The sequence below is a fragment of the Luteibacter sp. PvP120 genome (assembly GCF_054055715.1).
Map to the genome: position 1 here is coordinate 514,742 of NZ_JBSRXP010000001.1, position 13,062 is coordinate 527,803.

The 13,062-nt window shown below is 67.2% G+C and carries 10 protein-coding genes; 6 read left to right on the top strand and 4 right to left on the bottom strand.

What is annotated here, in order from left to right:
- Positions 1-40: 40 nt before the first annotated feature.
- Positions 41-907, bottom strand: a complete 867-nt coding sequence (locus ACVKN3_RS01880; RefSeq protein ID WP_354512836.1) for an aldo/keto reductase — start codon at positions 905-907, stop codon at positions 41-43.
- 275 nt (positions 908-1,182) lie between these two features.
- On the opposite strand from ACVKN3_RS01880, the gene ACVKN3_RS01885 reads away from it, so the two are divergent.
- A complete protein-coding gene (locus ACVKN3_RS01885) occupies positions 1,183-1,962 on the top strand; it encodes an SDR family oxidoreductase (RefSeq protein ID WP_354512834.1) in 780 nt (259 codons plus the stop codon).
- A 37-nt stretch (positions 1,963-1,999) separates the two neighbouring features.
- Here the strand turns inward: ACVKN3_RS01885 and ACVKN3_RS01890 are convergent, their stop codons facing one another.
- Together ACVKN3_RS01890 and ACVKN3_RS01895 are read right to left on the bottom strand one after the other, a co-directional pair.
- Positions 2,000-4,327 carry an ATP-binding protein gene (locus ACVKN3_RS01890; protein WP_285401725.1) on the bottom strand — a complete coding sequence of 776 codons (2,328 nt, stop codon included), beginning with the start codon at positions 4,325-4,327 and terminating at the stop codon, positions 2,000-2,002.
- Positions 4,324-4,974, bottom strand: a complete 651-nt coding sequence (locus ACVKN3_RS01895; RefSeq protein ID WP_285401723.1) for a response regulator transcription factor — start codon at positions 4,972-4,974, stop codon at positions 4,324-4,326. The genes ACVKN3_RS01890 and ACVKN3_RS01895 overlap by 4 nt, the downstream gene beginning before the upstream one ends.
- 356 nt (positions 4,975-5,330) lie before the next feature.
- Between ACVKN3_RS01895 and tviB the strand changes: the two genes are divergently transcribed.
- From tviB to ACVKN3_RS01915, 4 genes are all read left to right on the top strand, one after another.
- Entirely contained in the window at positions 5,331-6,599 is a 1,269-nt protein-coding gene (tviB, locus tag ACVKN3_RS01900) for a Vi polysaccharide biosynthesis UDP-N-acetylglucosamine C-6 dehydrogenase TviB (RefSeq protein WP_354513381.1), read from the top strand.
- Complete coding sequence (locus ACVKN3_RS01905) at positions 6,596-7,606, top strand: NAD-dependent epimerase (RefSeq protein WP_354512831.1); 1,011 nt, start codon at positions 6,596-6,598, stop codon at positions 7,604-7,606. The genes tviB and ACVKN3_RS01905 overlap by 4 nt, the downstream gene beginning before the upstream one ends.
- 51 nt (positions 7,607-7,657) lie before the next feature.
- Positions 7,658-9,331 carry a GMC oxidoreductase gene (locus ACVKN3_RS01910; protein WP_354512830.1) on the top strand — a complete coding sequence of 558 codons (1,674 nt, stop codon included), beginning with the start codon at positions 7,658-7,660 and terminating at the stop codon, positions 9,329-9,331.
- Between the two features lie 116 nt (positions 9,332-9,447).
- Entirely contained in the window at positions 9,448-10,848 is a 1,401-nt protein-coding gene (locus ACVKN3_RS01915) for a TIGR03013 family XrtA/PEP-CTERM system glycosyltransferase (RefSeq protein WP_354512828.1), read from the top strand.
- 13 nt (positions 10,849-10,861) lie between these two features.
- On the opposite strand, the gene ACVKN3_RS01920 is transcribed toward ACVKN3_RS01915, so the two are convergent.
- On the bottom strand, positions 10,862-11,545 hold the full coding sequence (locus ACVKN3_RS01920) for a J domain-containing protein (RefSeq protein ID WP_285401717.1): 684 nt from the start codon (positions 11,543-11,545) through the stop codon (positions 10,862-10,864).
- Positions 11,546-11,655: 110 nt separating this feature from the next.
- Here ACVKN3_RS01920 and ACVKN3_RS01925 point away from each other — a divergent pair, with 110 nt between their 5' ends.
- The gene (locus ACVKN3_RS01925) at positions 11,656-12,384 is read left to right on the top strand and encodes a hypothetical protein (protein ID WP_354512826.1); all 729 of its coding nucleotides are present in this window, start codon (positions 11,656-11,658) and stop codon (positions 12,382-12,384) included.
- The last annotated feature ends 678 nt before the right edge of the window (positions 12,385-13,062 follow it).

Sequence of the window (13,062 nt, forward strand, 5' to 3'; positions counted from 1 at the left end):
ACCGGGCGGATACCGGGGGTTCACCGGGTTCACCGGGTGTTTAAGGGGTTTTTACGGCGTGTTCCAGGGCTTTGAAGTCTTCCTGGGACAGGTCGAGGGCGGCGCCATTGACGTTGTCCTCCAGGTGCCCGGGGTCGCCGGTGCCAGGGATCGGCAGCATGACCGGTGAGCGCTTGAGCAGCCAGGCGATGGCGACCTGGCCGGTGGTGGCGCCGAGCTTCTGGGCGATTTTCGACAGCACCGAGCCCTCCTTCGCCAGTTCGCCGGCCGCCAGCGGATACCAGGGGATGAAACCGATACCGTGCTTCTCCGCATAGTCAAGCACGGCTTCGCTCTTCCGGTTGCCGAGGTTGTAGAGGTTCTGCACGGTGGCCACCTTGAAGAACGGCGCGGCGGCTTCGATCTCCTCGACATTGACCTCCGACAGGCCGACGTGGCGGATGAGGCCTTCGTTCTGCATGTCGCGGATCACGCCGAACTGCTCATCGCGAGGCACCTTGGCATCGATGCGGTGCAGCTGCCAGAGGTCGATGCGCTCCACGCCCAGGCGGCGCAGGCTCATCAGTACGCACTGGCGCAGGTATTCCGGCCGCCCCACCGGGGCCCACACGTCGGGACCATGGCGCGTCAGCCCACCCTTGGTCGCGATCACCAGCCCCTTGTACGGGTGCAGCACCTCACGGATCAGGTCTTCACTGACGTACGGCCCGTAGCTGTCGGCCGTGTCGATCAGGTTGACGCCCCGTTCCGGCAACCGGGCCAGCGTGGCTTTGGCCTTGGCCGCGTCGGCAGGCTCACCCCAGATGCCCTTGCCGGTGATGCGCATGGCACCGAAACCGAGGCGGTTGACCTCGAGGTCGCCGCCGATCCTGAACGTACCGCTTGCGCTTGCTTGAACGGTTGCCATCGTATGACTCCTTGGATGAGGACGAGGAACGCGAAAGCAGACATTGGTACGCCAGGCGGCGTTTAAAGGGCGTAGTGATCCTCTCGCTTGCCTGCGCGATCCGAGCTGGAGTGGACTCGAAGTGGACCAATCCGCGAATTGCGGCCGTTATGGCGATGGCTTAGCATCGTCGTGTTACCAGGAGTCGAAGCCATGATCCAGCGTCACCGCTGAAGCGGAAAAACAATCGCGCCAACGGAGCGATCCGTCGACTGGACTTTGTTTTCGAGGACATCATGCATCGACTGAACAACAAGACATGCGTCGTCACCGGCGCGGCACGTGGCATCGGCCGCGCCATCGCCGCACGTTTCCATGACGAGGGCGCCATCGTCATCCTCACCGATATCGACAACGCGACCGGAGCCGCCGCGGCGGCCGAGATCGGCTGTCGCTTCGAACCCCTCGACGTACGCGAGGAAACCGACTGGTCGCGCCTGGCCGGGCTCGTTCCCGTCGCCGATGTGGTGGTCAACAATGCCGGCGTCACGGGATTCGAAGTGGGCATGGTGCCGCACGACCCGGAGCACGCCAGCCTTGCAGACTGGAGGGAGGTTCACCGGGTGAACCTCGACGGCACCTTCCTCGGTTGCCGTTACGCCATCGGTACCATGAAGGGCGCGGGAACGGGTTCGATCATCAACATATCCTCGCGTTCGGGCCTGGTCGGCATCGCCGGTGCGGCGGCTTACGCCTCGTCGAAAGCCGCGATCCGCAACCACAGCAAGACGGTCGCGCTTTATTGTGCCCAACAGGGCTGGCAAATTCGCTGCAACTCCGTGCACCCGGCGGCCATCCTTACGCCGATCTGGGAACCCATGTTGGGGCACGGTCCCGACCGGGACGCCCGGATGCAGGCGTTGGTCGCGGACACGCCGCTGAAACGGTTCGGCATGCCCGATGAAGTCGCTGCCATCGTCGCGATGCTCGCCTCGGATGAAGCCACCTATGTCACCGGAACGGAAGTGAACATCGACGGTGGGCTGCTGGCCGGGTCGGCCGCGTCACCCGGCTAGGTCGACCCCTGCAAGAACGCGACACGGGCGGGTCACGTCAGCGCAGGTGCCGGCCGATCGCCTCGATCAACGGTTGCGCCTCGTCGAGGCCGCCTCCGGCATCGAGCGTGTCCTCCAGGTCGCCGGCCAACGCCTCGATCGCATCGACACCGCACACCAGCGCCGCGCCACGCACGCGATGGACGTGATGTCGCGCAAGGGACAGTTCGCCATCGGCCAGGGCTCGACGAATGACATCGAGGTCGTGGCGGGTTTCGTCGCGGAAGGTCGCATGCAGCGCGTCGGCGGTGGCCGGGGCATCGTCGCCCTGCTCCGCCGGCGTTCGCACGGGTGTCGCCAGGGCCGTCTTCAGCGCATCCAGCGACAGCGGCTTGCCCAGCACCGTGTCGATGCCGCTTTGGGCACAGCGCCGTACGTGTTCCACGCCCTGGTTGGCCGAGATGGCGACGAAGCGCGTCGGTGCCACACCCGCCTCGATCTCACGGGCGCGCAGTTCGGCGGCGATATCGTAGCCCTGCATGTCGGGCAGCTCACAATCGAGCAGTACCCCGATGAAACGACCCGGCACGAACGTATCGATGGCGGCCTGCCCGTGATCCACGGCCTCCGTGGCGTAGCCGAGGAACTTCAACTGCGCCGCGATGATCTGCCGGTTGGCCGGATGGTCCTCCACCAGCAGCACGATGCCGCCAGCCCGTTCGGGCGAGCGCTCGTCGCCGGCGCCGGTGGCCGGCACGGGTGTCGTGGTCGGCACGAGGCTGGTCGGCAACTCGACGCGCACGGCGGTGCCCACGCCGGCTTCGCTGTTGAACTCCAGGCGACCACCGAGATGGGTGGCGATGTCGCGGCATATCGCCAGGCCCAGCCCGGTGCCGCCCAGGCGTACGTCAAGGCGTCCGCGTGCCTGGGCGAACGGCACGAACAACTGCCGCTGGCGACTCGACGACACGCCGATGCCGGTGTCGAACACCTCGATGACCAGGCGGCGGACACCATCGGCATCGTCACCGGCGCCCTGCCACAGCGCGATGCCGACATGCCCGCGTTCGGTGAATTTCACCGCGTTGGCGAACAGGTTTTCCAGCAGCTGCCGCACGCGCACCTCGTCGACCAGCAGCCAGGGCAACGGCCCCATCGGCAAGTCCAGTCGAACCTCCAGGCCCTTGGCCTCGATGGCCAGCCGCTGCGAGGCGATGGCCTCGCGCGCCACGGCCTGCACGTCGCAGGGCACTGGATCGGGGGTGAAGCCTTCGACCTCGGAGCGGGTGTAATCGAGCGCACTCTTGAGCAGGTTCTGCAGGTTGCGGCTGCTGACCTGCGCAATGGCCAGCAGGTCGCGCTGGGGCCCGTCCTGCGGCTGTCGCGCCATCAGGTCGATCGACGACGTCACCGCGTTGACCGCATTGCGTACTTCGTGGCTCATCACCGCCAGCAGCATCGTCTTCTGCTGCTCGCCACGCCGCGATGCCAGCTGGGCGCGGCGCAGCTGCCACAGCGCGAACACCAACGCCGCGACCAGGGCAGCGCCCAGGCCGATTTCGACGCGATAGGTGGTCAGCACCTGCGACCACGTCGGCGCGCGCAGGTAGGCGGTCTCCAGCCAGCGCTCGATCACCGCCTCGTTGTCGGCCGTGGACAGGCCGCGCATGCTCTGTTCCAGGATCGTCAGCAGCACCGGCTCGTCGCGCTGCACGGCCACGCGCACCGACACCGCCATCTCCGGCACCGTGCCCGCCACGCGCAGGCTCTGCGCGTAGTCGCGGCGAACGATGGGGTAGTAGGCCACGTCGATACCGATGGCCGCATCCGCGATGCCGCTCTCCACCGCCGCCAGGATCTGGTGGATGTCCGCCAGGGGCAGCCGCGTGATCGAGGGGTGCTCGCGCTGCAGCCAGGCCTCGTACTGGCCACCGCCCTTGAAGGCCACCGTGCGGCCCTGCAGGTGCCAAAGGTCCATCGTGGCCGGCCCCACCGTCCGCGTGACGATCAGCGTGCGACCGACATAGAACGGCGAGGAAAGCAGCGCGGATGTGCCCAGGTCGGCGGTGAGCAGGCGATCGGAGGTGGAAGGCAGCACGTCGACCCGATGCGCCTTGAAAGCGGCGACCGACTCCGCCCACGAGGCCGTTCGCACCGTTTCGAAGCGCATCCCCGCCTGGCGCGCCGACAGCGCAAGGTATCCATTGACCAGCGGATTCGCGTTGCCGGCACCGACGTCGGCGCGTAGCTGGGGGTCTAGCGCGATGCGCAGCACGGGATGCGCACCGACCCAGCGACGCTGCGCTTCAGCGTCGGGCACGTCCTGTGCGATCGCCAGCGCCGCACACAGGCAGCCAGCGAGGGTCCATGCGATCCGTCGCATCATGGAGGATCGGTACCCAATGCGCGGATGTAATCCTCCATCTTGTACAGCGCATTGTCTGATTTGATGTCGAGCTTGCGGAACGCCGCCGATTTCTGTGCGCTGATGGTCTTCATGCTGCGGCCGAACTTCTCGGCGATCTGCGATACCTTCATGCCGTCCAGCAGGCAGCGCACCACCTCCCACTCGCGCGGCGACAGCTTGACCAGGCTGGTCTCGGCAGAACCGCCCGCCCGCCGCGGCGGCAGGTACACGCGGTTGGTCATCACCGCGTCGATCGCCTGCACCAGCACGCCCGGGTCCTGGCTCTTGGCGACGAAACCATCCGCACCGGCCTGCAACAGGCTGTGTACCACCAGGCCTTCGTCATGCGCGGAGACCACCAGGATCTTCAGCCTTGGGTAACCGGCGCGCAGCAGGCGGATCAGGGCGACGCCGTCGATGTCGTCGAAAGCGAGTGAGTAATCGATCAGCACGACGTCGACCGGCTGCTCCGCCAGCAACGCACGGAAAGGCCGGCTGCTCGAAAAGCTGCCGAGGATGGCGATGGAGGGGGACGTCTCCAGTTGCGCGGCCAGCCCTTTGAGGACGAGCGCATGGTCGTCCAGCAAGGCCACGCGCACTGAGCCCAGATAGCTTCGCGCGGACATGAGTGGACCAGATGGGTGCTGTAGTCATATGCCCACCGGCTATCGATGGGACCAAGGGCAAGATATCGCGGTGACCGTGCCTTGTAAACGCTTGCTTCACACAACAATCGCTACCGCGCTAGCGATCCGTTCAGCCTGACGGCATCGGCCATTTGTCCACCCACGTAAGCCATACAGGCAAGCCGGGGGTGCGTTGCTACCCTTTCGTCGCCCCCGTCATGGGGTTTTCCGGGCCACGCATGGGGATGGACGCTTACATGGATACCGCAAGCCGAACACGGGCCGATATCGCCGCGAGCGAGCCGCCGCACGATACACGACCTGCCGCCGAAGCCACGGCGTTGCCTTGCGACCTTCTGCAAAGCGCCCGCATCGGCGTGGTGGGCCTGGGCTACGTCGGCCTGCCGCTCGCCGTGGAATTCGGCAAGCGATACGCCACCCTCGGATTCGACATCCACTCCCGCCGCATCGATGAACTTCGCGCAGGCCGTGACAGCACGCGGGAAGTGGATGCCGACGAACTGGCCACCGCGACACGGCTGCGGTTTTCAGACACCCCCGGCGACCTGGCAGACTGCACCATCTACATCGTGACCGTACCCACGCCGATCGACGAGGCACGCCGGCCCGACCTGCATCCGCTGCGCATGGCCAGCGAATGCCTGGGCAAGGTGCTCAAGCGCGGCGACATCGTGGTCTATGAGTCCACCGTCTACCCCGGGTGCACCGAAGAAGTGTGCGTTCCCATCCTCGCGACAGTGTCCGGCCTGGTGTTCAACGAGGATTTCTTCGTCGGCTACAGCCCGGAGCGGATCAATCCCGGCGACAAGACCCACCGGGTGACCGATATTCTCAAGGTCACTTCCGGGTCGACCCCGGCTACCGCCGATACGGTGGATGCGCTCTATCGGTCGGTGATCGCCGCCGGCACGCACCGGGCCAGCTCGCTGAAGGTGGCCGAGGCGGCCAAGGTCATCGAGAACACGCAGCGCGACCTCAACATCGCCCTGGTCAACGACCTTGCCATCCTGTTCAACCGACTGGGCATCGATACGCTGGAAGTGCTCGAAGCCGCCGGAACGAAGTGGAATTTCCTGCCGTTCCGCCCGGGCCTGGTCGGTGGCCACTGCATCAGCGTCGATCCCTACTACCTCACCCACAAGGCGCAGCAGGTCGGCCACCACCCGGACGTGATCCTGGCCGGGCGCCGCACCAACGACGGCATGGGCCCGTACATCGCCGGCGAAGTCATCCGCCTGATGGTGCGCAAGGGCATCAACCCCGTGCACGCGCGGGTGCTGATCCTCGGGCTGGCGTTCAAGGAGAATTGCCCGGACCTGCGCAACACCCGCGTGGTCGATATCGTCGCCGGCCTGCAAGGCTACGGCGTGGACGTGGACGTGCACGATCCCTGGGTGCGTGCCGACGAGGCGCGCCACGAGTACGACATCGTGCCGGTGGAGGCGCCCGCACAGGGCAGTTACGACGCCGTCGTGGTAGCCGTGGCCCACCGGGAGTTCGTCGCGTGGGGCGTGGAAGGCATCCGCGCCTTCGGCAAGGCCGCCTGCGTGGTCTACGACGTGAAGTACGTGCTGCCGCGCGCTGCGGTGGACGGCCGCCTGTGAAGGTTCTGGTGACCGGCACGGCGGGCTTCATCGGCTCGCACGTGGCCATGCGGCTGCTGGCCCGCGGCGACGAGGTGATCGGCCTGGACAACCTGTCCGACTATTACGACGTGGAGCTGAAGAAGGCGCGACTGGCCCGCTTCGGCGACCATCCGCGCTATACGCACGTGCACGCGGACCTCTCCGACCGGACGGCGATGGAGGCGGTGTTCGCCACGTACCGGCCGCAGCGCGTGGTGCACCTGGCCGCGCAGGCCGGTGTTCGCCACGCGGCCACGCACCCGCATGTCTACATGTCCAGCAACGTCACCGGTTTCCTCCATGTGCTGGAAGGCTGCCGCCACCACGGCGTGGATCATTTGGTCTTCGCCTCCACCAGTTCCGTCTACGGCGCGGATACCCATATGCCGTTCTCGGAACGGCAGCCCACCGAGCATCCGCTGACGCTGTACGCCGCGTCGAAGAAAGCCAACGAGCAGATGGCGCACAGTTACGCGCACCTCTACGACCTGCCCTGCACCGGCCTGCGCTTCTTCACCGTGTACGGCCCCTGGGGCCGCCCGGACATGGCGCTGTTCCTGTTCACGCGCGCGATCCTGGCCGGCGAGCCGATCCGGGTGTTCAACCACGGGCGGCACACGCGCAGCTTCACCTACGTCGACGACATCGTGGAAGGCGTGCTGCGCACGCTGGACCGCCCGCCCCTGCGTGATCCGCAATGGTCCGGCGATCACCCCGAGACGGGCAGCAGCGGCGTGGCGCCCTACCGGATCTACAACATCGGCAACGAGACCCCCGTGGCGCTGCTGCAGTACATCCGTGTGCTCGAGGACTGTCTCGACCGCAAGGCCCACATGGAAATGCTTCCCCTGCAAGCCGGCGACGTGCCGGACACGGAGGCCGACATCTCGGCCCTGGTCCAGGCCACCGGCTATGCCCCCGGCGTGGACGTGCGCGCCGGCGTGCGGCAGTTCGTCGACTGGTACCGCGGTTACTACCACGCCTGACGCGCGCCGCTACGCTCCTCCCCCCGCCATGCCTTACCCTGGAGATGCGCCGTGATCCTCGATTACCTCGATCGGTCGGCACCCAACGACCTGCACGCGGACCTGTGCATCATCGGTGCCGGTGCCGCGGGCATCGCCATGGCGCGATCGTTCGTCGGCTCGTCGGTCACCGTCTGTCTCGTCGAGGGCGGCGGCACGCGTGGCGAGGAAAGCAGCCAGGCCCTTTACGAGGGCAGCGCATCGGGCGACGTGCCCTTCGATACGGCCGGCTCGCGCATGCGCGTGTTCGGTGGCAGCTGCACGCTGTGGGGTGGCGGCTGCATTCCGCTGGGCGACAGCGACATGACGCCACGCGACTGGGTGCCCGACAGCGGATGGCCGTTGCGCCATGCAGAACTGGCGCCATGGTACGAAAAGGCCCGTGATTTCTGCCGGATCGACCCCGCCCGCGGCTTCACCGACGGCACGTTCGACGGGCCGCCGCCGCGCAAGCCGCTGGACCTCGATCCGGAGGTGATGACCAACTACGTCTTCGCGCGCAGTCCGGTACTGTTCGGCGAGGCCTATCGCGACACCCTGGCCCACGCCGACAACGTCACCGTGCTGCTGCATGCCAACCTGCTGGAACTACGCGCCAACGACACCGCCAGCCATGTCACGGAGGCGCGCATCGGCTCCCTCGACGGACGTCGCGGCCGCGTCCGCGCACGGCACTACGTGCTTGCCGCGGGCGGCATCGAGAACGCGCGCATCCTGCTGCTCTCCGACAGCGTGACCCCGGGGGGGCTAGGCAACGCGAACGACCTGGTCGGCCGCTATTTCATGGATCACCCCAGCGGCACGCTCGGGGTCGTCCGCTCGCCGCATGTCGACCGCCTGTCCCGCCCCTACGAGCGCAACATCCGCAACAAGCGCGCGCCCTTGTCGGCGGAGATCGGCCTGTCGACCACCGCCCAGGGCCGCCATCGCACACTGAACGGACGTGTCCATCCGTTCGCGATGGAGGGCGAGGTGCCTGCGGGCATCCGGGCCCTGCGCGACCTGCGCGCTTCGCTCAGGAAGCCCGTGCACAATGAGGGTGCCTTGCTGGAGGCACGCCTGAACGCCGCGCTGCAGAACGGCCCCCGAAGTGCGGCGTCCGCCGCGCCACCGCATGCTGCACTTCATGCGCTGCGGCTCGGCCTGCACTTCGGCGACGTGCTGAGGGCGCTCGCGCAGAAGGCCCGCGACCATCCCGTCGTGCGCAGCGAACGGGTCGCCCTGGTCGGCTTCTTCGAACAGGCCCCCAATCGCGACAGCCGGATCACCCTCGACGCCAGCCGCGACATACTGGGCCTGCGGCGTGTGCGGGTGGACTGGCGCCTGACCGACCTGGACAGGCACACCTACCGCACCCTGACGCGACTGACCGGCGATCGCCTGGCCGAGGCCTGCGAAGGCCACTTCGAACCGGCACGCTGGGCCGTCGATGCCGACCTGCCCGTGGAGGTGCACGGTACGGCGCACCACATGGGCACGACGCGCATGGCGAACGACCCGGCACAGGGCGTCGTCGATCCGGCCTGCAAGGTGTTCGGTGTCGGCAACCTGCATGTGGCGGGCAGTTCGGTGTTTCCCACGGGCGGCTGGGCGTTCCCCACCTTCACACTGATCGCGCTCAGCCTGCGCCTGGCCGACCGCCTGCGCGTCCTGTTGCAGGCCTGCGAATCCGGCGGCCTGGGCTGATACGGACGACCATACGGCCTAGCCGCGCGATGACCGGAAGTGCAATCGACACCGTGTCGCGGCATGCCTAGCCTTCGCTCATCGGCAGGTCGATGACGACATGCAAGGGGACTACCATGATGCGTTTGCTTCGCCAGCCGATCGTGCGCTGGCTGACCCTGATGGCCTGCTGCGAATTGCTGTTGCTCGCCGCGTCGCTCAACGTCGCCACCTACATCCGTTTCGCACCGTCGCCCGATGACCTGGCCGCATCGACGCAGACGCTGACCATGCGCGCGGCGATGTTCGCGCTGGTCATCTTCCTGGGCATGGCCGCCCTGGGCGAATACCGTTCCACGTTGCGCATGAGCTGGCGCGGCCAGATGGCGCGCCACGCCATCGCGTTCGTTTTCGGCGGCCTGGCGCTGGTGGTGGGCTATTACGTCATTCCGCAGGCGTACGTGGGACGCGGCGTGCTGGGCATGGCCCTGCTGATCGGTTTGCTCGCCACCGCGGCCTTCCGTGCGCTCTTCATGCGGCTGGTGGAACTGGAAGCCCTGAAGCGACGGGTGATCGTGCTCGGCGCCGGACAGCGTGCCGCCCAGATCCACACCCGTATGCGCCGGCGTTCGGATCGTCGTGGCTTCTCCCTGTTGGGCTACGTGCGCGGCGCGAACGAGACCGTGCTGGTGCCGGCCGAGCTGCTGCTGGACCCCAGCGAAACCCTGGCGGCCTGTGCACGACGCCTGGCGCTGGATGAAATCGTCGTTGGCGTGGACGACCGCCGCGGCGGCTTGCCGATGGACGACCTGCTCGCCTGTCGCCAGCTGGGCGTGAAGATCACCGACCTCACCACGTTCGTCGAGCGCGAGGCGGGCCGCGTGCAACTGACCATGCTGGACCCGTCGTGGCTGGTGTTTTCCGCGGGGTTCAATGCCTCGCCCCTGGCGCTGTTCGTCAAGCGGGCCTTCGACATCGGCGCGTCGCTGACCATCGCCGCGTTGTTCTGGCCGGTCATGCTGGGCGTGGCCCTGGCCATCCGCCTGGAGTCGGGACGCGGGCAACCGGTGTTCTACCGGCAGGAACGCGTGGGTGAGAACGGCCGCCCGTTCTGGCTGTACAAGTTCCGCAGCATGCGCACGGACGCCGAGATCGACGGCGTGGCACGCTGGGCCCTGAGCAACGACGACCGGATCACGCGGGTCGGGCGCATCTGCCGCAAGCTGCGCTTCGACGAACTGCCGCAGCTGTGGAACGTGGTGCGCGGCGACATGAGCATCGTCGGCCCCCGACCGGAGCGACCGCAGTTCGTCTCGGACCTGGAAACCAAGATCCGCTACTACAGCCTGCGCCACAGCATCAAGCCCGGGCTGGCCGGATGGGCGCAGCTGAGCTATCCCTATGGCGCCTCGGAAGAAGATGCCGCCGAGAAACTGAAATACGACCTGTTCTACGTGAAGAACCACAACCTCTTCCTGGACATGGTGATCCTGATCGAAACCGTGGAAGTGGTGCTGTTCGGCCGTGGCGCCCGCTGAGCACCCCGACGCGTCACCGCTGGGGACGAGGCGACGCTGCATGCAGGCCGCGCAACGGCGAGCTGTACCAGTCGCTCAGCCGGTGGCGATCGAAGCTCACCCACGACGGCCCGTACTCCCAGCGGTCGTCGACGCGCCGGTCCGGCTCGCCCTCGATGGCCAGCACCTGGTCCTCGTCCATGCCCAGGTCCAGGTCGGGTACACGCACAGGCGGGAGCACCGCCGTACGCAGCTCCGGGGCATAGGGCCCGGCCGTTTCGTTGTCGCGGACGGACACGTCGGCGGCCGGCATGAGCGACCACGTCATCACCGCCACACCGACCAGGCCGATCGACAACCACCAGCGTGCGCCCAGCGTGCGCGTCGGCAAGGACTCCGCGGCGACCGTCACCGTGGCTTCGGGTACGCCGTCGGCGACGATGGCGAGCGGCTCGGGCACGGCGACCGCGCCACGTTCCGGCAGCGGCGCGCCCGGCAGGCGTCCATGGCGCCGGTGGAACGCCATGGCGGCGGCGTACTGGCGGGTGAGCCGCTGCATGCGTCGCGTGGCGAGGGCGTCCGCATGGCCTTCGCGCCGGCGGTCCGGATGCCATTGGGCGACATGTCGCCGGTAGGCCTGCTTGAATTCGGCCAACGTGCAACCGGGCTGCAACCGCAACCGCGCATACAGGTCGACGAAGTCGGTTTCATCCGCCACTTGCCATTCCCCTTCAGGCGTCGCGCGCGACGTGTGTCAGGCAGGCGGTCCGCGGCATGCAGCGTGGCGCAGCCGCGCCCGTGTGACAAGTACGACTTTTGGGAACAGCCATGACATCGTCCTATCGTTCCACCCTCTGGATGGCCGCGTTGCTGGTGGCAAGCGGCGGTCGCCTGCACGCCGACGATCGTCCGGGTCCTTCCCTCGGTGCGCACGTGTTCCTCGCCCAGGGCGAAGGGCTGGGTGTAACGCCCGCGACCACGCCCCCCGTGGATACGCAGCCGGATGGCAGCCTCTTCCTCGTGTTCAACGCGGGATACGCCAGCAACGACGGTCCGCTGCACGACACCTACGGCAATCGATGGTTGCCGTTGGGGCAGCCGCAGACCTACGCGAACTACGGCGATCGCTTCGCCGTGCGTGCCTATGTCGCCACCGACGGCAAGGGCGGCCCGGCACATAGCCTGTCGATCGACAAACACGGCGAGGCAAAAGGCGAACTCTCCCTGCCCTTCGTCGAGGTACGCCACGCGTCGCGCGTGGCATCCGTTGCGCGCACCTACGTCGGCGACGCACTGCAGGTGGCCAGCGGCACGGTGACCGTGGATGGTCCGGCCACGCTGCTGGCGTTCTGGTGGGGCGACGGCGGCGTCAAGCGCATGCGTGTCAGCCCGGGCGACGGCTTCACCCTGATCGACGCGTTCGTGCAGTTGCCCGACGAAAGCGGCGTGCAGGGTGCGGTCGCGTGGCGACAGGTCAGCGCGGCCGGTACCTACCGCGTCCACTGGACCGTGGCACCGGTGCAGGGCGCGGCCTTGTGGTTGATCGCGGTGCAATAGCGCCCACCACCGTCCGGAACCGGACAGTCAAAAACGGCAGCGCGAAGGCAACGCGCTATGTCGCCAGCATCATCCTGGCGTGGTGTCCGCCGCATCGGCAAGTCGCGTTCAATGGCGTCCGGAAATGGACGCCCGCACCTACAACCAAGGGATTATTTTCTTATGCGCGACAGGCAGATAGCCTGAACCCTCGATACCGCCGAGCCGCAACGAAACGTACGTGACAAGGACCGTGCAAGGAGCACGTCGGCGCTGGCGACACGGATGTCGCACAAAGACCGGATGCACAGCGCAGGATGTCACGAAGGACGTGGCGGAAGCCACGCGGTTCGCTCCGCGGCCCGGGGGTATCGACGAGGTGAGGCCGTTGCCTCCACGGGATGTCGTTGCCGCGACATCCCGTTTTTTTTGGTTCATCGCGGATTACCGGGGATGGGTCGCCTTCGCCATAGCGGTTAATTTTTCGCGGCGTGCGGTGTGGCGCGAAGAGCCGGCGGGCAGCCCCCTCGGTGCCACGCCTGCGGCGACCCGAACGAAGGGCCGCTGGCGCGGCCGTGTACCTGATTCGCGCACATCGTGCGCTCCTACACGGCAAAGCATGGCGTTTCGGGGAAGGTGTGGCGTCCTCGACGCGCGATATGCGGGCTGTTGTAGGAGCTGACGATGTCAGCGAACCCT

Coding starts and splice junctions, on each gene's coding strand:
- ACVKN3_RS01880 (WP_354512836.1), bottom strand. CDS start 907: ATGGCAACCGTTCAAGCAAGCGCAAGCGGTACGTTCAGGATCGGCGGC.
- ACVKN3_RS01885 (WP_354512834.1), top strand. CDS start 1,183: ATGCATCGACTGAACAACAAGACATGCGTCGTCACCGGCGCGGCACGT.
- ACVKN3_RS01890 (WP_285401725.1), bottom strand. CDS start 4,327: ATGATGCGACGGATCGCATGGACCCTCGCTGGCTGCCTGTGTGCGGCG.
- ACVKN3_RS01895 (WP_285401723.1), bottom strand. CDS start 4,974: ATGTCCGCGCGAAGCTATCTGGGCTCAGTGCGCGTGGCCTTGCTGGAC.
- ACVKN3_RS01915 (WP_354512828.1), top strand. CDS start 9,448: ATGATGCGTTTGCTTCGCCAGCCGATCGTGCGCTGGCTGACCCTGATG.
- ACVKN3_RS01925 (WP_354512826.1), top strand. CDS start 11,656: ATGACATCGTCCTATCGTTCCACCCTCTGGATGGCCGCGTTGCTGGTG.